At 60.2% G+C, this 18,610-nt stretch carries 20 protein-coding genes; 10 read left to right on the plus strand and 10 right to left on the minus strand.

What is annotated here, in order from left to right:
* The first annotated feature begins 155 nt into the window (after positions 1-155).
* The 4 genes from lnt (at position 156) to trmB (ending at position 4,637) form a co-directional block, all read left to right on the plus strand.
* On the plus strand, positions 156-1,745 hold the full coding sequence (lnt, locus tag ASD32_RS11380; protein WP_060638185.1) for an apolipoprotein N-acyltransferase: 1,590 nt from the start codon (positions 156-158) through the stop codon (positions 1,743-1,745).
* A 156-nt stretch (positions 1,746-1,901) separates the two neighbouring features.
* Positions 1,902-2,321, plus strand: a complete 420-nt coding sequence (locus ASD32_RS11385; protein WP_060638122.1) for a helix-turn-helix domain-containing protein — start codon at positions 1,902-1,904, stop codon at positions 2,319-2,321.
* Positions 2,322-2,571: 250 nt separating this feature from the next.
* The gene (gene metK / locus ASD32_RS11390) at positions 2,572-3,852 is read left to right on the plus strand and encodes a methionine adenosyltransferase (protein ID WP_060638123.1); all 1,281 of its coding nucleotides are present in this window, start codon (positions 2,572-2,574) and stop codon (positions 3,850-3,852) included.
* A gap of 86 nt (positions 3,853-3,938) precedes the next feature.
* Positions 3,939-4,637 carry a tRNA (guanosine(46)-N7)-methyltransferase TrmB gene (trmB, locus tag ASD32_RS11395; RefSeq protein ID WP_060638124.1) on the plus strand — a complete coding sequence of 233 codons (699 nt, stop codon included), beginning with the start codon at positions 3,939-3,941 and terminating at the stop codon, positions 4,635-4,637.
* A gap of 10 nt (positions 4,638-4,647) precedes the next feature.
* On the opposite strand, the gene ASD32_RS11400 is transcribed toward trmB, so the two are convergent.
* The 4 genes from ASD32_RS11400 to ASD32_RS11415 form a co-directional block, all read right to left on the minus strand.
* Positions 4,648-5,637 (minus strand): zinc-dependent alcohol dehydrogenase family protein, encoded by a 990-nt coding sequence (locus ASD32_RS11400; protein ID WP_060638125.1) that lies wholly within the window; start codon positions 5,635-5,637, stop codon positions 4,648-4,650.
* 60 nt (positions 5,638-5,697) lie between these two features.
* The gene (locus ASD32_RS11405) at positions 5,698-6,000 is read right to left on the minus strand and encodes a metalloregulator ArsR/SmtB family transcription factor (RefSeq protein ID WP_060638126.1); all 303 of its coding nucleotides are present in this window, start codon (positions 5,998-6,000) and stop codon (positions 5,698-5,700) included.
* A 231-nt stretch (positions 6,001-6,231) separates the two neighbouring features.
* A complete protein-coding gene (locus tag ASD32_RS11410; protein WP_037104558.1) occupies positions 6,232-6,489 on the minus strand; it encodes a DUF1150 family protein in 258 nt (85 codons plus the stop codon).
* A gap of 139 nt (positions 6,490-6,628) precedes the next feature.
* Positions 6,629-7,060, minus strand: coding sequence for an Hsp20 family protein (locus tag ASD32_RS11415; RefSeq protein WP_060638127.1), 432 nt, complete (start codon positions 7,058-7,060; stop codon positions 6,629-6,631).
* Between the two features lie 155 nt (positions 7,061-7,215).
* On the opposite strand from ASD32_RS11415, the gene ASD32_RS11420 reads away from it, so the two are divergent.
* Positions 7,216-8,160, plus strand: coding sequence for a nucleoside hydrolase (locus tag ASD32_RS11420; RefSeq protein WP_060638128.1), 945 nt, complete (start codon positions 7,216-7,218; stop codon positions 8,158-8,160).
* A 51-nt stretch (positions 8,161-8,211) separates the two neighbouring features.
* Here the strand turns inward: ASD32_RS11420 and ASD32_RS29545 are convergent, their stop codons facing one another.
* The 4 genes from ASD32_RS29545 to ASD32_RS11440 all read right to left on the minus strand — a co-directional run bounded on the left by ASD32_RS29545 (position 8,212) and on the right by ASD32_RS11440 (position 13,514).
* Positions 8,212-8,541, minus strand: coding sequence for a hypothetical protein (locus ASD32_RS29545; protein WP_060638129.1), 330 nt, complete (start codon positions 8,539-8,541; stop codon positions 8,212-8,214).
* Positions 8,542-8,705: 164 nt separating this feature from the next.
* Positions 8,706-11,075 carry a methyl-accepting chemotaxis protein gene (locus ASD32_RS11430; RefSeq protein ID WP_060638130.1) on the minus strand — a complete coding sequence of 790 codons (2,370 nt, stop codon included), beginning with the start codon at positions 11,073-11,075 and terminating at the stop codon, positions 8,706-8,708.
* Between the two features lie 288 nt (positions 11,076-11,363).
* Positions 11,364-12,263 (minus strand): ribokinase, encoded by a 900-nt coding sequence (locus ASD32_RS11435; RefSeq protein WP_060638131.1) that lies wholly within the window; start codon positions 12,261-12,263, stop codon positions 11,364-11,366.
* A gap of 51 nt (positions 12,264-12,314) precedes the next feature.
* The gene (locus tag ASD32_RS11440) at positions 12,315-13,514 is read right to left on the minus strand and encodes a DNA recombination protein RmuC (RefSeq protein WP_060638132.1); all 1,200 of its coding nucleotides are present in this window, start codon (positions 13,512-13,514) and stop codon (positions 12,315-12,317) included.
* 144 nt (positions 13,515-13,658) lie between these two features.
* Between ASD32_RS11440 and def the strand changes: the two genes are divergently transcribed.
* The 5 genes from def (at position 13,659) to truA (ending at position 16,626) form a co-directional block, all read left to right on the plus strand.
* The gene (gene def, locus ASD32_RS11445; RefSeq protein ID WP_060638133.1) at positions 13,659-14,183 is read left to right on the plus strand and encodes a peptide deformylase; all 525 of its coding nucleotides are present in this window, start codon (positions 13,659-13,661) and stop codon (positions 14,181-14,183) included.
* Positions 14,184-14,248: 65 nt separating this feature from the next.
* Positions 14,249-14,509: a hypothetical protein gene (locus ASD32_RS11450; RefSeq protein WP_060638134.1), complete on the plus strand. Its 261-nt coding sequence runs from the start codon at positions 14,249-14,251 to the stop codon at positions 14,507-14,509.
* The gene (locus ASD32_RS11455; protein ID WP_060638135.1) at positions 14,506-14,925 is read left to right on the plus strand and encodes a type II toxin-antitoxin system VapC family toxin; all 420 of its coding nucleotides are present in this window, start codon (positions 14,506-14,508) and stop codon (positions 14,923-14,925) included. Before ASD32_RS11450 ends, ASD32_RS11455 begins: the two co-directional genes overlap by 4 nt.
* Positions 14,926-14,947: 22 nt before the next feature.
* Positions 14,948-15,883, plus strand: coding sequence for a methionyl-tRNA formyltransferase (gene fmt / locus ASD32_RS11460; RefSeq protein ID WP_060638136.1), 936 nt, complete (start codon positions 14,948-14,950; stop codon positions 15,881-15,883).
* Positions 15,883-16,626, plus strand: a complete 744-nt coding sequence (gene truA, locus ASD32_RS11465; RefSeq protein ID WP_060638137.1) for a tRNA pseudouridine(38-40) synthase TruA — start codon at positions 15,883-15,885, stop codon at positions 16,624-16,626. Before fmt ends, truA begins: the two co-directional genes overlap by 1 nt.
* 12 nt (positions 16,627-16,638) lie before the next feature.
* Here truA and ASD32_RS11470 read toward each other — a convergent pair whose 3' ends face one another.
* Positions 16,639-17,250 (minus strand): hypothetical protein, encoded by a 612-nt coding sequence (locus ASD32_RS11470; RefSeq protein WP_060638138.1) that lies wholly within the window; start codon positions 17,248-17,250, stop codon positions 16,639-16,641.
* Positions 17,237-18,430 (minus strand): succinyl-diaminopimelate desuccinylase, encoded by a 1,194-nt coding sequence (gene dapE, locus ASD32_RS11475; protein WP_060638139.1) that lies wholly within the window; start codon positions 18,428-18,430, stop codon positions 17,237-17,239. Before dapE ends, ASD32_RS11470 begins: the two co-directional genes overlap by 14 nt.
* Positions 18,431-18,610: the final 180 nt, after the last annotated feature.

Here is an 18,610-nt window from a genome sequence, read left to right on the forward strand (position 1 = left end):
CCCGCCAGAACCGCCAAAACGGCGTTTCCGGGCACGACAAGCCGCCGCTTTTTTGGAACACTGCCCCCGGTTGATTCGGGGTGAACGGTTGCTGCGCGATTCGATCGGCCGCGCGGATAACCCGTGTGGCGGCTTGCGCCGATTGGGGGATGGGAATGGAGTGGCTTGCGGGCAGGATCATGCTGTTGTCGGGCGCCCGTCGGGCGCTTGTCGCTTTTGTTGCCGGTCTGGTCGCCGTTTTCGCTCTGCCTCCCTTTGGCATTTTTGCAGCGCCGTTCCTCTCGTTGCCCATTCTCGTCTGGCTGATCGACGGTGCCTCGGGCAATCCCGACCACGGGTTCGTCCGGCGCAGTTTTCCGGCATTCTGGATCGGCTGGTGTTTCGGCTTCGGCTATTTTCTGGGCGGGCTCTGGTGGCTGGGCAATGCGCTTCTTGTCGAGGCCGATGAGTTTGCCTGGGCCGTGCCGCTGGCGGTGATCGGGGTGCCGGCGTTTCTGGCCTTCTTCTATGCGTTCGCTACGGCCGTCGCCCGCATCCTTTGGACTGACGGTATGGGCCGGATCGCAGCGCTCGCCTTTGCGTTCGGCGTGTTTGAATGGCTGCGCAGCTTCGTTTTGACCGGTTTTCCCTGGAATGCCATCGGTTACGCTGCCATGCCGATTCCGCTGATGATGCAGTCGGCGTCCATGATCGGCCTTGCCGGCGTCAATATGCTGGCTGTCTTCGTCTTTGCAGCGCCGGCACTCATCGGCACACGCAAGGGGCTGAGCCTTGGGTTGGGCCTTGCCGTGCTCCTGGTCGCCGCCCATTTCGGCTACGGCTATTACCGGCTGGAACAGCCACTGCCGCCACCGGCCGATCCAGCCCTGACGATCCGGCTTGTTCAGCCCTTGATCGATCAATCGCAGAAAATCGACGACGCCGAGCGCATGGCGATCTTTGAAGAGCATCTGGCGCTGACGCAGGCACCATCCGCCGATGGCGGCAAGCGTCCGGATATTGTCGTCTGGCCGGAAACCGCCGTGCCGTTCATCCTGACCGAAAATCCGGATGCGCTGCTGCGAATTTCCGATGTGCTGCAGGATGGCCAGCTTTTGATCACCGGCGCGGTGCGGGCCGAAGCCAGCGGTGCCGGCCAGCCGCCGCGCTATTACAATTCGATTTACGTCATCGACGACCGCGGCCAGATCGTCGGCGCGGCCGATAAGGTCCATCTGGTCCCGTTTGGGGAATATCTGCCGCTGGAAAGCCTACTGTCGGCGGCGGGTCTCGACACGGTCGCCATGCCCGGCGGTTTTTCGGCTGCGGCAACGCGGACGCTGTTGACACTGCCAGGCGGCAGGACGTTTTATCCGCTGATCTGCTATGAGGCTATTTTTCCTCAGGAAATCGGCCGCGAGGCATCTCAGGCCGATGCCTTGCTCAATCTCACAAACGACGCCTGGTTCGACAATACGCCCGGCCCCTATCAGCATTTTCAACAGGCGCGGGTTCGCTCCGTGGAAACGGGTCTGCCGCTCATCCGCGATGCCAATACCGGGATATCCGCTGTCATCAATGGCAGGGGAGAGATCGTCACCGGGTTCCCCTTCGGAACCAAGGGCTTCGTGGACACACTTTTGCCGGGAAAGTTTGATTTGCTAATGAGCCACGAGCAGCAGGAAAGGAACGCAATCCTGATTGGGTGCCTCCTGCTCGGTTTAGCACTTATTTCCCGTGCAAGTTTTATTCTGCGAGAGAATTGACCAAAAACCCCTAAAATTGCATAGTGGCACTCACCATCGATCTTCACCTATGTTCGGGGGGTTTCCGCCCCGGCTACACATCGTGACGTGTAGTCTGCTCTCGGCAAGTGTCCAGGTTATGGGAGCAACTGAAACTTCGCTTATTAGGAAACCGTTATGATAGAGAACAAGAAGAAGCCGAACCCTATCGACATTCATGTCGGTAGCAGGATCCGCCTTCGCCGTACCATGCTGGGCATGAGCCAGGAGAAACTCGGAGAGAGCCTCGGGATCACCTTCCAGCAGATTCAAAAATATGAAAAAGGCACGAACCGTGTCGGCGCCAGCCGTCTTCAGAACATTTCAAGCATCTTGAATGTTCCGGTCTCTTTCTTTTTCGAAGATGCACCGGGCGATTCGTCAACCGGTCCGTCTGGAATGGCCGAAGCCTCAAGCTCCAACTACGTGGTCGATTTCCTGTCGTCCTCGGAAGGGCTTCAGCTGAACCGCGCCTTCGTCAAGATCGGCGATCCCAAGGTACGCCGCAAGCTGGTGGATCTCGTCAAGGCCCTGGCAGCGGAAGCAGAAGCCGAATAATAGGCTGCTGCAATCCATAGATGAAAAAAAGCGGCCGGACAGTGCCGCTTTTTTTGTGCCCGGATTCCGGGGGTCACCTTGACCTCACGCTCTTCAAATTGCTGAAATGCGGCTTTTAAGCATCAAAAGCCCGGAAAACTGTTCCTCCATTACCCATATAAAGATATATTTATGTCCTTGTGTGCTTGTCATTTCCTTGCAAAATCACTAACACGGTTGAAGCAGTTTTTTCTTTGAGGGGACTTCCCGCATGCGCGCTAACTACCTGTTTACGAGTGAATCCGTGGCAGAAGGTCATCCGGACAAAGTCTGTGACCGGATTTCCGATGAAATTGTTGACCTTGTGTATCGTGAAGCCGCCAAGACCGGGGTTGATCCCTGGGGAGTTCGCATCGCCTGCGAGACGTTGGCAACCACCAACCGCGTGGTGATCGCCGGCGAAGTCCGGGTGCCGGACACGCTTTTGAAGAAAGACAAGGACGGCAACGTCCTGAAAGATGCCGCCGGACATCCGGTCATCAACCCGGCCAAGTTCAAGGCTGCCGCCCGCAAGGCCATCCGCGAAATCGGTTATGAACAGGCAGGCTTCCACTGGAAGACCGCCAAGATCGACGTTCTGTTGCATCCGCAGTCGGCCGACATCGCCCAAGGCGTTGACAATGCCGCCGATAAGCAGGGCGACGAAGGCGCTGGCGACCAGGGCATCATGTTCGGTTACGCCTGCAAGGAAACCGCAGAATTGATGCCGGCGCCGATCTATTATTCGCACCGCATTCTCGATCTGCTTGCCACGGCCCGCAAGAAGGGCGGCGGCGACGCCGGCCGCCTGGGTCCTGACGCCAAGAGCCAGGTCACGGTCCGTTATATCGACGGCAAGCCGGCGGAAGTGACCTCGATCGTTCTGTCGACCCAGCATCTCGATGAAAGCTGGGATTCGGCCAAGGTTCGCAGCGTCGTCGAGCCCTATATCCGCGAAGCGCTGCATGACATCGCGATTGCCGATGACTGCAACTGGTACATCAACCCGACCGGCAAGTTCGTGATCGGCGGGCCGGATGGTGATGCGGGCCTGACCGGCCGCAAGATCATTGTCGATACCTATGGTGGCGCAGCCCCGCATGGCGGCGGCGCATTCTCTGGCAAGGACACGACCAAGGTTGACCGTTCCGCAGCCTATGCGGCACGCTACCTCGCCAAGAACGTCGTTGCCGCCGGTCTGGCAGACCGCTGCACGATCCAGATCGCCTATGCGATCGGTGTCGCACAGCCTTTGTCGATCTATGTCGATCTGCATGGCACCGGCAAGGTAACGGAAGACCAGGTCGAAGCTGCGATCCGCAAGACGATGGATCTGTCCCCGTCGGGCATCCGGCGTCATCTGGACCTCAACAAGCCGATCTATGCCAAGACCTCGGCCTATGGTCATTTCGGCCGCAAAGCCGGCCGCGACGGCTCCTTCTCCTGGGAAAAGCTTGATCTCGTCAAGCCACTCAAGGATGCGTTGAAGGACGAAGCCCTGAAGGCCGCCTGATCCGGCTCTTTACGGACCTGCCGATAAAACTGTAAAGCGGATGTTTCCTGACGGAGACGTCCGCTTTTATCGTGAAAGACATTGCCATGACTGACCAGCATCGCAGCCGTTCGACCGAAGCCTTCTTCGGCCGCCGCAAGGGCAAGCCATTGCGCGCGCTGCAGGCGACGCATCTCGAAACCGTGCTTCCCTTGCTGCGGCTTGATCTGGCATCGCCAGCACCGGACGACGTGAAGACGCTGTTTCGCAATCCGGTTGGCCGCGTGCGGCTGGAAATCGGCTTTGGCGGCGGCGAGCACCTGATCCACCGCGCGGCCGAAGACGCAGAGACCGGCTTTATCGGCGTCGAGCCCTTCGTCAATTCGATGGCTAAGCTGGTGGGATATATCGAGGAGCGCGGTGTCGAAAACATCCGCCTGCATGATGACGACGCGACGCAGGTTCTGGACTGGCTACCCGAAAACGCGATCGACCAGATCGATCTTCTCTATCCCGACCCCTGGCCGAAGCGGAAGCACTGGAAACGCCGCTTCGTCTCCCCGGTCAATCTCGACCGGTTCGCGCGCGTTTTGAAGCCCGGCGGCATCTTCTGCTTCGCCTCCGATATCGATAGCTATGTCAACTGGACGCTGTCGCATTGCCACGACCACCCGTCATTTAACTGGACGGCCGAAAATGCCAGTGACTGGCTGACGCCCTATGCCGGCTGGCCGAGCACGCGCTATGAGGCCAAGGCACGCCGGGAAGGCCGCAAGTCCGCCTATCTGACATTCCGGCGGCTCTAACACTCAACAGTCAAATGTCCGCATTTGCGGGATGAGCCGAAGGCTCGACCGCGATCGCGATTTTTCCACGAAGGCCGTTGTTGGGGGCCTCCAGCCGGGCATGGGCAAGCGGAATGTCGGCAAGCGGGTAGACGGCGCCCACATGGGGCCGCAACTGGCCGCGCTCTACCAGTGCGCTCAGTTCGTCCAGCTTGCCGCGGTTTTGCCGTGTGAAAACGAAGTGGTAACTCGCGTTCTTGCCCCAGGCCTGAACCACGTTCTGTGGCTCTGAAATGTCCACGATCGTGACAACGCGGCCGAGTTGTGCGAGCGCATCCGGGCTGCGCGACAATGTGTTGCCACCAATGGTGTCGAACACGACATCGACGCCACGGCCCCCCGTTTCCCGCATGATAACATCGACATAATCTTCGTTCCTGTAGTCGATAACAACGTCCGCGCCCATATCACGTACGAACGCGAAGTTATCTTCGCGTGCGGTCGTGAACACGTTCGCACCGATGGCTTTCGCGAGCTGGATCGCCACATGACCGACCCCTCCCGCGCCGCCATGGATCAGGATGCTTTCCCCAACTCTGAGAGCTGCACGGACGACCAGCGCCTCCCACGCGGTCCCGCCAACCAGGCTCAGGCTTGCCGCCTCGAGATGACTGAGCGCGCTGGGTTTTCTTCCGATAATATTTTCGTTCGCAACGTGGTATTCGGCATAGCTTCCCGGCCCGTCGAATATTTGCGGCGTGTACCAGACTTCGTCTCCTGGAGAGAACATCGTCACGCCGGGGCCGACTGCTTCGACCACTCCGGATACATCATGACCGGTAATGGCCGGCAATGGCACCAGGTCGCGATAGTCACCGCGCCGGACCTGGTAATCCAAGGGATTGATCGACGTCGCATGGACGCGCACCAGGACCTGTCCCGCGTGCGGAACAGGCGTCGGCACGTCGCGAAGTTTGAACGCTTCCGGCCCGCCAAAAGAGTGAAGTATCATCGCTTTCATTGCAAATCCTCGTTTCGTTAAAAAGAAATATCACGAATTACCGATATTCTATGGTAAAAATTACAGGTCTTTGCCGATGATCCCGGCCAAAGCGCTGATGGTTGCTTCGTTGCGTTTATAGTAGGTCCACTGGCCGATGCGCCTGGCTTCCACCAGGCCTGCTCGTTGCAGCGTCGCAAGATAATCGGACACCGTCGATTGCGACAGTCCGACGCCCTCTTGAATACTGCTGACGCAGACCCCGACCGTCAGAACGTCACCTTCATCCTGTGGAGGGAAGTTCTTCACGGGATCCTTCAAACCCTGCAGGATTTCAAGGCGGGTACGGTTTGACAGGGCTTTGAATATTTCGAGCAAATCCATGCGCTGATAATATCGAGATTTACCGATATGTCAATACGGTCAGGTGCGGTCACGTTTCGGCTTCGGGAATGGGACGCCGGAAGGCGACGAAGGGCTCATCAGCATCCGCAGGAGAGGCGGCGTCTATGACGTTTAAGGCGAAATCGTCGAAGCGCCGCGATGAGGAGACATCGGCTCGGTTCAATCCTGAACGTCGATCAAAACTAAGCCGCAATGTCACTTGCCTGTGATTTAATGCAGGCTCACGGTGCGCAGGTCGTCTTCTGCGGCCTTGAAGAAGGTGCTGGAACGGTTGTCGGTCAGAAGGATCGGCGTGCCGTCGGCGCCGAACAGTGCCCAAAGGTCGAGATCGGGATCCATATTGGGCGCTTCCGGAAAGACGCGGGACACTTCGTCCGAGCGCATCTTGCGGATATAGCCAACTTCGCCGGCGCCCAGATGCGCCAGGTCATTTTTCGACAGATGCGAGCTGACGTGTTTCAATCCCATGAGTCGTACTCCGTGGCTTTGCCGATTCCATCGCCGATAAGACAATTGAAACCCGCAACACATTGATTTTACTGTACGAAGTCGGGGCCATTGGGAGCGGCCGGGTCCTTGGTGCAGCCGGCAGAGGCTGCCGGTTATCCTACTCTGGGACCAAAATATTAATTTTCTTTACCATACGGACAGGTTCTGGACGAATGAGATCGACAGAGAGCAGGCCGTTCTTCAACTGCGCCTTGGAAACCTGCATTCCCTCGGCAAGTACGAACATCCGCTGGAACTGGCGCGCCGCAATGCCCCTGTGCAGATAGTCGCGTTCCCCCGTTTCAGTCTGGCGCCCGCGAATGATCAGCTGGTTTTCCTCGGTCGTGACGTCGAGATCGTCTTCTGAAAAACCGGCAACGGCCAGCGTGATTCGCAGGCTGTCCGGCTCGCCGGATGTGTCGTCCCGGCGCACGCGCTCGATATTATAGGGAGGGTAGCCGTCATTGCCCTTGGCAATGCGCTCAAGGGTCTTTTCCATCGCGTCGAAACCGAGCAGCAGCGGGCTCGTAAAGGGCGTGATCCGGGTCATATCTAGTCCTTGCAGCTCAAGCGACTGTTTTGACGGACCTGCGAGGCAGCATCCGAGAGGCTTCAATATGGTAGCTGTGCGTAGCGAGTGCAAGGCGCTTGCACTGGACCAAGAGGCAAATCATAGTCCCGCTCGCTGATTTGGAGGAGACCCGCATGCCCGCGCCGAGAAAGATTATCATCGATACCGATCCGGGGCAGGACGATGCCGCCGCCATCATGCTGGCGCTCGGCAGCCCTGGCGAACTGGACGTGCTCGGGATCACCGCAGTTGCCGGCAATGTGCCGGTGGCGTTGACCTCCCGCAATATCCGGGTGATCTGCGAATTGTGCAACCGCCGCGACGTCAAGGTCTATGCCGGAGCCGACAGGCCGCTGGTACGCCAGTTGGTGACAGCCGAACATGTGCATGGCAAGACCGGCCTGGACGGCCCGGTGGTCGAGGAGCCGACCATGCCGATGCAAACACAGCACGCGGTCGATTTCATCATCGAGACACTGCTTTCGGAAGAGGTTGGCACCGTCACGCTCTGTACCTTAGGCGCGCTCACCAATATCGCGCTGGCGCTCAACAAGGCGCCGCAGATTGCGCCACGCGTGCGCGAAATCGTCATGATGGGGGGCGGCTTCTTCGAGGGCGGCAACATTACGCCGGCAGCCGAATTCAATATCTATGTGGATCCGGACGCCGCAGACATCGTCTTCAGGTCGGGCATTCCGATCGTGATGATGTCGCTGGATGTCACGCACCGGGTTCTGACCCACAAGGCCCGCGTCGAAAAGATCAAGGCGATCGGCTCGCCGGCAGCGGTTGCGATGGCCGAGATGCTGGAATTCTTCGAGCGCTTCGATATCGAAAAATACGGTTCCGATGGCGGCCCGCTGCATGACCCTACCGTGATCGCCTATGTCCTGCGTCCCGACCTGTTCAAGGGCCGCGATTGCAATGTCGAGATCGAGACCAAGTCCGAACTGACCGTGGGCATGACCGTCGTCGATTGGTGGCAGGTGACTGGCCGCAAGCACAATGCCAAGGTCATGCGCGAGGTCGATGACCAGGGTTTCTTCGATCTTCTGACCGAGCGCATCGCCCGGCTGTAATCTTTTCAAACGAACCGGCCGCCACGTTTCAAAGTGGCGGCCGTTTCTCAGTTAGCGAATGTAAAGACGGAAAACTTCCGGAGAATAGTAGTAGCCATCGCTATGGCGGCGGTAGCCGCGGCGGTGTTCGCGGTAACCACGGTGCCCGTTCCAATAGCCCCGGCGTTCCTTGCGGCGCTCGGCGCGGTCATGCCTGTTCTGGTGGCGCTTCTTCCAGCGCGGTGCATCCGAATCGCGCTGGCGGTACTGCGCCAGTTCGACGCTGGACGACAGCTGAACGTCGTTTGCCCGGACCGGTGCAGCAGATGCCGGCATGAACGATGTCAGGCCGACCATGACGGCGATGGCAGCGGCGCCCAGTGTCTTGATTGTCGTGTTCATAGTTCCATCCTTTCGATGTGATGCCGGACCTTGCGCTTATCGCTATGAACGCAATGTGAACCGGCCGTTCATCTAAAATATTGGAAATATTAAAAAAACGCCGCGAAACGAATGAATGAAAACGGCGCCGCAAGGGCGCCGTTCCCGTAGGTTGCGTTATCAGTTCAGAATTCTTCCCAATTATCCTGGGAAAGAGCAGTGTTGCCGGAGACCTGCGGCACCGCCCTTGGCGCCGGCGTACTGTAGCGGGCCGGAGCGGATTTCGCAGGCGCGCTATAGGCAGGCGCGGATGACCGGACTGGTGCCCGCATCCTGTCGGCCGTGTTGCGCAGCATCTCGGTGGACGAGTGGCCATGACGGGCGACATGGAAGCGGGAGACGAGCGTGCTCAGCGCGCGGGCTTCCTCGTTCAGCGCCATGCTGGCGGCGGTTGTCTCTTCCACCATCGCAGCATTCTGCTGGGTCACCTGGTCCATCTGGTTGACCGCCGTGTTGATCTCTTTCAGGCCGACAGCCTGTTCCGAGGCCGAGCCAGAAATCTGGCGGATGAGCCCGTTGATCTGCACCACCTGGTCGGCGATCTTCTGCAGCGCGCCACCGGCACGGCCGACGAGATCGACACCATCGCGAACCTGGCCGGCCGAGGTGTTGATCAATTGCTTGATCTCCTTGGCGGCATTGGCCGAGCGCTGGGCAAGCTCGCGGACTTCCTGGGCAACCACGGCAAATCCCTTGCCGGCATCCCCGGCGCGGGCCGCTTCAACCCCGGCATTGAGCGCCAGGAGGTTGGTCTGGAATGCGATCTCGTCGATGACGCCGATGATGCGGCTGACTTCGCCGGAGGACTGCTCGATGCCCTTCATCGCGGCGATCGCCTTCTGCACCACTTCGCCGGACTGTTCGGCGTCGCTGCTGGCGGTCTCGACGGATTTTGCCGCGACCTTGGCATTGTCGGCGCTGGCATTGACCTGCGAGGTCAGCTGATCGAGCGCCGCTGCCGTTTCTTCCAGGCTTGCGGCCTGCTGTTCGGTGCGGTGCGAAAGATCGTTGGCAGCGTTGCTGATTTCGCTGGTGCCGGTGCCGATGTTGACGACCGAGCTGTTGACCGTCTGGATCGTCTCTTCGAGGCTATCCATGGCGGAGTTGAAGTCGGTCTTCAGCTGGGCGTATTCACCGGGGAAGTCGTCGGTGATGCGGTAGGCAAGATCACCGGAGGACAGCTGCGACAGGCCCTTGGCGAGCTTGGCAACAATCTCGCGCTGGGTGGCGCTCGACTGGGCGCGTTCGGCCTCGGACTGGCTGCGCTGCTGTTCGGAAGACCGGCGCTCCTGTTGCGCTTCGGCTTCCAGACGCTTGGTATCGGCAAGCCTATGGCGGAAGCCTTCAAGCGCCTTGGCGACGGAACCGGTCTCATCGGTGCGGTCCTGGCCGGAGACGGCATTGGTATAAACACCTTTGCTGAGGTTTTCGACATCGCTGACCAGACCTGCAAGCGGCTTCTGAACGAAGCTGCGGACCGCAAGGTAGAGGCCGAGAAGCACGGCGCCCAGCACGATCAGGCCACCGATGATCATCATATAGGTCTGATCGATGATGGGGGCGTTGATGGCGCTCTGCGGCACATCGACGAGCACGACCCAGGTCGTGTTCACGTCAGGCAGGCTGAAGGGGTAGACCACCCGCTCGAAGGTTTCGTTGCCATCGTAAGTCAGGTCATGGATCATGCCCGGCTTTGCAGTCGATAGCGCAGTCTTGACGATATCGGCGCCGATACCGTCATAGTCCTTCATCAGGAGGTCCGGGATCGGTGCGACCAGCCATTTGCCGCTCTGCGAGAGAAGGGTCACGCGGCCGGTGCCGAAGGGGCGGATATCCTTCATCTTGTTGGCAAGCGAGGACAGGGAAACATCGACGCCGCTGACGCCGATCAGCTTGCCGTTGGAGATGACCGGATAGGCGATCGAGGACATCGAGTTGCTGTCGCCCGTCGTGGTCTCGGTATAGGGCGGCGACATCGCGCCCTTCTGGCTCTTGGCAGCCAGCCCATACCAGTCGGCCGCATAGTCGGAATCGAAGGTCGAAAACGCGATGCCGGTCTTGCTCTTCGTCCAGTAGGGGTTCAGCGTTCCGTCCTTGCTGGCGCCGAAATCCTTCTGGCCGGCATAATCCTTGGACTTGCCGTCGAAAGCATTGGGCTCTTCGGCAAACCAGCTGCCAAACGCGAATGTATTCTTTTCGACATTGGCTTTGAGCAGATCGACGACGGCCTTGCGGTCGAGATAGCCGCCTTCCTGGCCGCGTCCGATGATCCCGGCTGTAGAGCGGGCAGCGCCCGCCAGCTCGGCAATGTTGCTGGCAATGTCGGATGCAATGGATTTCGCTTCGGTCCGCGCCTGGTCGATGACCAGTGTCTCGACACGATCCTGCGTCTGGGAAATGAGCACGTAGTTGGAGGCGAGAAGGACGAGCGCGATAGTGCCGCCCGTGACCGCGATAAGCTTTGTGGCCAGCGATTTGGCCTGGAACTTGAACATGAATGTCCCCGCATTGTGAGAGGTCCGCGGATTTCAAGCCGCAGAATGACGCGATCTTTGGATGGGAGATGCCCCCTCATAGGGCGCCAGATGCCGACCGGCATCGTGAGGCCGCCCTTGATCCTTGGAAGGCGGCCTTTGCAGCTTTTTGATAGCGCGGAATTTATTAAAATTAGAACAACGTCAGAGACTGAAATCCCATAGTTTATAGGGGATTTTCTACTGCGTGCCGTGCGGGCGACGTTCGCTGTTCTGATTGCGCTGAGGCGCAGTTGCGCTCAGAACGGGTCAGATTTTTGCATCCACCTCGGCGGCCAGCGGAATGGCCGGCTGGGCGCCCGGATTGAGGCAGGCAAGCGAGCCTGCAACCGCTGCACGGCGCAGCGCCGCGTCGAAATCGAGCCCGGCATCGAGGCTTGCGGCAAGATAACCGCAGAAGGTATCGCCGGCGCCAACCGTATCGACCGGTTCGATCTTCAAACCCTTGGCACGATGGATCGCGCCGCTGCGCACCGCCACGACGCCCTCGGCGCCCAACGTGACGATGACGGTCTGGCCTGTTTCCTGCGACAGTGCCTGCATGGCCTCTTCACGCTCGGCAGCCGACAGCCCTTCGCGCCCGGCCAGAAGCTCAAATTCCGTTTCATTGGCGACGACAATATCCGCCATCCGGCCAAGCCGTGCGGCGTCCGCCGTCAACGGCGCAATGTTGATGATCGAGCTAATGCCCTTGCTCTTGGCCGCAACGAGCGCTTTTTCGACCGATGCGGCCGGAATTTCCAGCTGCAGCATCAGCGTGTCGCCAGCCTCCATCGTCTCGACGGCGGATTGCGCATCGCCTGCGCCGACCGTGCCGTTGGCGCTCGCCACCACGACGATGACGTTCTCACCGTCACCACCGACAAGGATATGCGCGGTGCCGGTCGGTTCGCTCACTGTTTTCGTCAGCGACAGGTCGGTGCCCGCCTGCTTCAGCAGCGCAAGCGCTCCATCGGCAAAGCTGTCGGAGCCGACGGCTCCGGCCATGCGCACGGCCGCTCCGGCGCGGCGCGCCGCCAGCGCCTGATTGGCGCCCTTGCCGCCGGCAGCGGTGGAAAACCCGGTGCCGGTCACGGTCTCGCCGGGCTTGGGCAGGCGTGCGGTGGTGGCGATCAGGTCCATGTTAATGGAGCCGAAAACTGTGATCATGTCAGGTGTCTCCCGGGGCAGCCGATTTTTCCGGGACAGTGCCCGACCGGGTTAGTCCTCGTCAACCACCCGCAGCTTCAATTGCCCCATACGCGTATCGAAGGATTTCTGATCGGTCTTGCCGTCTTGAGCGGCGCCCGCCGTTTCGAGGTCCAGTGCCTCGATGCGCGTTCCGCGCTTCTTCAGCTTATCCGAGGAGATCAGAATATCGTCCACGTCCTTCTGGGTGGTGAGAAAATGGCCGTGAAGCTTGCGCACCCGGTCGTCGAGCCGGGTCAGGTCCTCCATCAGCCGGATCACTTCGCCCTGGATCAGATGCGCCTGCTCGCGCATCCGGGCGTCCCTGAGGATCGCCTGGATAACCTGGATAGACAACATCAAAAGCGACGGCGAAACGATGACGATGCGCGACCGGTGCGCCTTCTGGACGATCCCCTCGAAATGCTCGTGGATTTCCGCAAAGATCGATTCGGAGGGAACGAAGAGAAAGGCGGTCTCCTGGGTTTCGCCGGCGATCAGGTATTTTCCGGAGATATCCCGGATATGCACCTCCATGTCGCGGCGGAACTGTTGCTGCGCCTGCCGGACCATGTCAGGGTTTTCGGCGCTGCGAATGGCATTCCAGCCTTCCAGCGGAAATTTGGCGTCGATCACCAGGACCGGCTGGCCGTTCGGCATGCGGATGGTGCAATCCGGCCGCGATCCGTTGGAAAGCGTCGCCTGAAAGGCATAGGCGCCCATCGGCAGGCCATCGGCAATGATCGTTTCCATGCGCGACTGGCCAAAGGCGCCGCGCGTCTGCTTGTTGGACAGAATGCTTTGCAGCCCGGCCATGTCCTTGGCCAAAGACTGGATATTGGTCTGCGCGGTATCGATCACCGCCAGCCGCTCCTGCAGCCGCCGCAGGTTTTCATGCGTCGCCTTCGTCTGCTCGGTAATCGAGGTGCCTAGCCGGTGCGTCATGCCGTCGATCCGCTGGCTGATCGACTGGTTGAGTTCCGACTGCCGCGCGCCAAACACATCGGCCATGGCGGCGATGCGGCCTTGCATCTCGGTCTGCGCGGCAAGCAGCGCCGTCATGCGCTGCTCGGCATCATCTGCCGATTGCCGGTCGCGCCGCCTGCGAAGAACTGCCGGAATGCCGGCAAACAGCACAATTGCGGCAGCGCCGAACAGGCACATGCCCAGCGTCACCGTGTAGGAGCCAAGGATGAAAAGCGGTTGATCGAGCGTCAGAATTGTCGGTTCCATCGGAAGAGAGTAAGGGGATTCGGGTTTGCTGACTAGATCAAAACAAGAACATTGGTAAACGCGCCGATACAAACTGCTGCATTTGCTGCAAAAATCTTGAAAACGAGAATTCCATCGGCGCAAAAGATCAGTTATGGGAGCCAGATGACCATCAAGCCGCTCATCATTCTTCCCGATCCCGTGCTGCGCCAGCTGTCCCAGCCGGTGGAAACGGTCAGTGCCGAAATCCGCCATCTGGCGGATGACATGCTGGATACGATGTATGACGCGCCGGGCATTGGCCTCGCCGCGATCCAGATCGGCATTCCGCGCCAGATGCTGGTGATCGATGTTGCCAAGGACGGCGAGGAAAAGCAGCCGCTGGTGTTCATCAATCCCAAAATCCTCACCACATCGGACGAGCGGTCCGTCTATGAGGAAGGCTGCCTGTCGATCCCGGATTATTATGCCGAGGTCGAACGTCCTGCGACGATTACGGTCGAATATATCGATCTCGAAGGAAAGAAGCTGACAGCCAAGGCCGACGGTCTTTTGGCGACCTGCCTGCAGCACGAGATCGATCACCTAAACGGCGTGCTGTTCATCGACCACATTTCCAAGCTCAAGCGCGAAATGGTGATCCGCAAGTTCACCAAGGCCGCCAAGACCCGCGGCGCCAAGGCGATCTGACGCTTCCATTGAAAATATGGGCCGGAGAGACTATGATATCACTGATATCATAGTGGAGGTTACGTATGGGTGATCTGCTTCTTCGTGGAATAGACGATGCTTTGAAGGTCGAGCTTCAGGAAAGTGCGCGCCGTAACGGCCGCAGTCTTTCGGACGAGGCCATTGTTCAAATTCGATCGGCGTTGGAAAGAACTCAGCAGCGTGGGCAAACGGCCGGACAGCGGCTCCGCGCTGTTCTGGGGGATGCAAAGTTCGAGGATGACGAACTGCGCGCTATCGACGCGTTCCGCAGGCAGCCCGATCGCGCTCCGCCAGACTTCACATGATCGTTCTCGATACCAACGTTATCTCGGAGCTTCAGGGCCGGCAGCATAGCGAGCGGATCCTGAGATGGTTGGATGGTTATGACCGCGAGGCCGTGTTTCTCACGGCAATTGCGACGGCGGAAATGCATTTTGGTATTGCCCTGCTGGAGCCGGGAGCCCGGCAGGACAACCTGCGCCAGACATTGTTGCGGATTGAAAATGAGTTCTCCGGACGCATCCTGAGCTTTTCGCAAACCGCTGTAGGGCGATACGGGGCCATTGCCGCGCAAAGGCAGAAGGCGGGAAGAGCGATGGAAACCAAGGACGCCATGATCGCCGCCATCTGCCTGTCGCACGATGCGACGCTGGCGACGCGCAATACAAAAGACTTCGAGGGGCTTGATTTGAAGCTCGTAAACCCGTTTGAAGGGGCCTGATCAGAACGAGGGACCGCGCACCATGCCGCTTCGCATCATCTTCATGGGAACGCCGGAATTTTCGGTGCCCACATTGGCGGCTTTGGCTGCTGCCGGTCACAAGATCGTTGCCGTCTACACGCAGCCGCCGCGTCCCGGTGGCCGCCGTGGTCTCGATTTGCAGAAATCGCCGGTGCATCAGGCAGCCGAACTGCTGGGCATCGAGGTTCTGACGCCTTTAAATTTCAAGGATGCTGCGGATCGCCAGGCCTTCCGGGATTTCGATGCCGATGTCGCCGTCGTCGTGGCCTATGGCCTGCTTTTGCCGGAAGAGATTCTGAGCGGCACGCGGCTTGGCTGCTACAACGGCCATGCGTCGCTCCTGCCGCGCTGGCGTGGCGCTGCACCGATCCAGCGGGCGATCATGGCCGGTGACCATGAGACCGGCATGATGGTGATGAAGATGGACAAGGGGCTCGATACCGGCGACGTGGCGCTGACCAAGGTCGTCGCCATCGGTAGCGAGATGACGGCGGGCGAACTGCACAACAAGCTGATGCTGGCCGGTGCCGGGTTGATGAAGGATGCCATGGACAAGCTCGATGGCGGCGAGCTGCCGTTGACGCCACAGGCCGAACAGGGCGTTCTCTATGCGGCCAAGATCAGCAAGGCCGAGACGCGGATCGATTTCAGCAAGACGGCCACGGAAGTGCACAATCACATTCGCGGCCTGTCGCCTTTTCCGGGCGCCTGGTTCGAGCTTGAGACCGGTGGCAAGCTGGAGCGGATCAAGGTCCTGTCCTCAGTCGTCGAAACCGCCGGCGGCGAGACCGGGACGGCGCTGTTCGACGATCTGACGATTGCCTGCGGCGATGGCTCTGTGCGGCTGACCCGGCTGCAGAAGGCCGGCGGCAAGGTGCTGAATGCGGACGACTTCCGGCGCGGCACGCCCGTTCCCGCCGGTACAAGGCTGTCCTGATGCCGCGTTTTCGCATGACGATCGAATATGACGGCTCCAATTATGTCGGCTGGCAGCGGCAGGACAATGGTCCTTCCGTGCAGGGTGCGGTCGAAAAGGCCATTCTGGCGCTGACCCGCGAGCCCGCTTTGATCCGCGGCGCAGGGCGGACCGATTCCGGCGTGCATGCCCGTGGCCAGGTGGCGCATGTGGATCTTTCGCGCGCCTGGAAGCCGGAGACGTTGCGCAATGCGCTGAACGCCTATCTGGGCCAAGCCGGACAACAGGTGTCGATCATCGAGGCGGCGGATGTGCCGGATGATTTCGATGCCCGCTTTTCCGCGCTGCGGCGGCATTATCTCTATCGCATCATTTCGCGGCCATCGCCTTTGGCTTTAGAGGCCAAGCGCGCATGGTGGGTATCGAAAAAGCTCGATCACGAGGCCATGCACGCGGCCGCCCAGACCCTGGTCGGCTACCATGATTTCACCACGTTCCGCTCCACGCATTGCCAGGCCAACAGCCCGTGGCGGACGCTCGACCGGCTGGATGTGACGCGCAATGAAGATGTCATCGAAATCCGGGCGACGGCGCAGAGTTTTCTGCACAACCAGATCCGCTCGTTTGCCGGTACGCTGAAAATGGTGGGTGACGGGCGCTGGACGCCGGATGACGTGCGGGCAGCGCTGGAGGCGAGAGACCGCAAGGCCTGCGGCCCCGTCGCGCCGCCGGACGGGCTTTATTTCATGCAGGTCGATTATTAGGCCTCGTACCGCTTATAGCGGCGCCGGATAGACCGGCATCAGGCCGAGCAGCGGCGGCAGGGCTTCGCTCAGCATCAGCGACGGCAGGATCAAAAGGGCCGAGATCGCCGAGGCGAGCAGAAGCTGGTTGTTGGTCACGGTTTTGACCAGCCGGAAAATCACCGTGAAATTGACGAGCAGCAGGATCAGGGACATGAGATAGGCGAGGCCCTGACCGCCCGGGATGACCAGCCTGATCGCCAGGGGAACAGCCATGGCATAGACCGTGGGGACGGCGAGCCAGTTGGTGCTGATGATGATCGAGGCCAGCATGTCGCCATAGCCGAGCGGCTTTGCCAACACGGCGACCAGCACCAAGGGCACGATCCACATCGTCATATCGACGAGAAACAGTTTTAGGATGAAGCCGAGCCCGGTTTCGGTCCCCGTCGGCATCTGTTCCAGATAAAACAGCCGCCACGCCGCCCAGCCGACCGCCATGGCCGGCAGGCACCAGAGGAACGCGGCAAACGAGCGCCAGACGCCCGTTACCGTGATATCGAGCCAGTCAAAGCCGCTTCTGTCCCCCAGAATGAGCAGCCAGACACCTTTCAGATAGGCTCCGATCTCCTCAATCTGCGGCATGGCCAAACCAGCGGCTGAGGAAGGTTTCGTAGATCTGCGTCAGGGTCTCGAGATCGGCGACGGCGACGCGTTCATCGACCATGTGCATGGTCTGGCCGACAAGGCCGAACTCCACGACCGGGCAATAATCCTTGATGAAGCGCGCATCCGACGTGCCGCCGGTGGTCGACAGATTGGGTTCGCGGCCCGTCACCGCCTCGACGGCGCCGGAGAGCGAGGCGATCAGCGCATTGTTGCGGGTGAGGAAGACGTGGCTGGGGCGTTCGTTCCAGACGAGATCGTAGCGGACCGGCGGGCGGCCGGGGCGAAGCGGGCTTTCCGTTGCGGCACGGTCCAGCCGCGCAATGATCTCGGCCTTGAGGCTGTCGGCCTCCCAGGTGTCGTTGAAGCGGATGTTGAAGCTTGCCGATGCCTTGGACGGGATGACGTTGACAGCTGTGTTGGCCACATCGATCGTCGTCACTTCCAGATTGGACGGCTGGAAATTATCGGTGCCCCCGTCAAATGGCGGGTCCATCAGGGCTTGCGTGAGGGAGAGAATACCGCGCACCGGGCTGTCGGCCAGATGCGGGTAGGCGGCATGGCCCTGGACGCCGTGCACGGTGATGGTTCCCGATAGCGAGCCGCGCCGGCCGATCTTGATCATATCGCCGAGGTGATCCGGATTGGTCGGCTCGCCCACCAGGCAGGCATCCCAGCGCTCGCCCTTGGCAGCGGCCCATTCGAGCAGCTTGGTCGTACCGTTGATCGCCGGGCCTTCCTCGTCGCCGGTGATCAGGAACGAGATGGAACCGTCAGGCGCGCCGTTTTTCTCGATATAGCGGGCAACGGCGGCGGCAAAGCAGGCAATGCCGCCCTTCATATCGACGGCGCCGCGGCCATACATGTCGCCATTGGCGATATCGGCGGAAAAAGGCCCATGCGTCCAGGCGCTCTCGTCGCCAACGGGAACGACATCGGTATGGCCGGCAAACATCAGGTGCGGACCACCGGTACCGAGCCGGGCATAGAGATTTTCGATATCCGGCGTGCCCTCCTCGGTCGCCGTCACCCGGTGGGTGACAAAGTCGAGCGGCTTCAGCATGGCTTCAAGGGCCGTCAGCGCGCCGCCTTCGGCAGGGGTCACGGACGGGCAGCGGATCAGGGCGGAAAGATTGGCGACGGGATCGATAGCGGTCATCAAGAAAGCCTGTTGTTTCGCGGGGCTTGGTTTAGCCGATCCCTGCCGGACTGTCACGCGGTTAGCCCGCCTTTCCTTCGCCTTGAGGGGGGAGGATCGCTCCCTCTTCTCCCCAGCGGGAACCGTTGCAAAATTCTGTGGTTGTGATTCTCTGTCGTTACGAGCAGCGGAGATGGTGCG

It is taken from the genome of Rhizobium sp. Root483D2 (genome assembly GCF_001426685.1).
Classification (GTDB): domain Bacteria; phylum Pseudomonadota; class Alphaproteobacteria; order Rhizobiales; family Rhizobiaceae; genus Pararhizobium; species Pararhizobium qamdonense.

Bases quoted from the DNA above. Each gene is read 5' to 3' on its own strand.
- lnt (WP_060638185.1), top strand. From the start codon at position 156: ATGGAGTGGCTTGCGGGCAGGATCATGCTGTTGTCGGGCGCCCGTCGG.
- ASD32_RS11385 (WP_060638122.1), top strand. From the start codon at position 1,902: ATGATAGAGAACAAGAAGAAGCCGAACCCTATCGACATTCATGTCGGT.
- metK (WP_060638123.1), top strand. From the start codon at position 2,572: ATGCGCGCTAACTACCTGTTTACGAGTGAATCCGTGGCAGAAGGTCAT.
- trmB (WP_060638124.1), top strand. From the start codon at position 3,939: ATGACTGACCAGCATCGCAGCCGTTCGACCGAAGCCTTCTTCGGCCGC.
- ASD32_RS11400 (WP_060638125.1), bottom strand. From the start codon at position 5,637: ATGAAAGCGATGATACTTCACTCTTTTGGCGGGCCGGAAGCGTTCAAA.
- ASD32_RS11405 (WP_060638126.1), bottom strand. From the start codon at position 6,000: ATGGATTTGCTCGAAATATTCAAAGCCCTGTCAAACCGTACCCGCCTT.
- ASD32_RS11410 (WP_037104558.1), bottom strand. From the start codon at position 6,489: ATGGGATTGAAACACGTCAGCTCGCATCTGTCGAAAAATGACCTGGCG.
- ASD32_RS11415 (WP_060638127.1), bottom strand. From the start codon at position 7,060: ATGACCCGGATCACGCCCTTTACGAGCCCGCTGCTGCTCGGTTTCGAC.
- ASD32_RS11420 (WP_060638128.1), top strand. From the start codon at position 7,216: ATGCCCGCGCCGAGAAAGATTATCATCGATACCGATCCGGGGCAGGAC.
- ASD32_RS29545 (WP_060638129.1), bottom strand. From the start codon at position 8,541: ATGAACACGACAATCAAGACACTGGGCGCCGCTGCCATCGCCGTCATG.
- ASD32_RS11430 (WP_060638130.1), bottom strand. From the start codon at position 11,075: ATGTTCAAGTTCCAGGCCAAATCGCTGGCCACAAAGCTTATCGCGGTC.
- ASD32_RS11435 (WP_060638131.1), bottom strand. From the start codon at position 12,263: ATGATCACAGTTTTCGGCTCCATTAACATGGACCTGATCGCCACCACC.
- ASD32_RS11440 (WP_060638132.1), bottom strand. From the start codon at position 13,514: ATGGAACCGACAATTCTGACGCTCGATCAACCGCTTTTCATCCTTGGC.
- def (WP_060638133.1), top strand. From the start codon at position 13,659: ATGACCATCAAGCCGCTCATCATTCTTCCCGATCCCGTGCTGCGCCAG.
- ASD32_RS11450 (WP_060638134.1), top strand. From the start codon at position 14,249: ATGGGTGATCTGCTTCTTCGTGGAATAGACGATGCTTTGAAGGTCGAG.
- ASD32_RS11455 (WP_060638135.1), top strand. From the start codon at position 14,506: ATGATCGTTCTCGATACCAACGTTATCTCGGAGCTTCAGGGCCGGCAG.
- fmt (WP_060638136.1), top strand. From the start codon at position 14,948: ATGCCGCTTCGCATCATCTTCATGGGAACGCCGGAATTTTCGGTGCCC.
- truA (WP_060638137.1), top strand. From the start codon at position 15,883: ATGCCGCGTTTTCGCATGACGATCGAATATGACGGCTCCAATTATGTC.
- ASD32_RS11470 (WP_060638138.1), bottom strand. From the start codon at position 17,250: ATGCCGCAGATTGAGGAGATCGGAGCCTATCTGAAAGGTGTCTGGCTG.
- dapE (WP_060638139.1), bottom strand. From the start codon at position 18,430: ATGACCGCTATCGATCCCGTCGCCAATCTTTCCGCCCTGATCCGCTGC.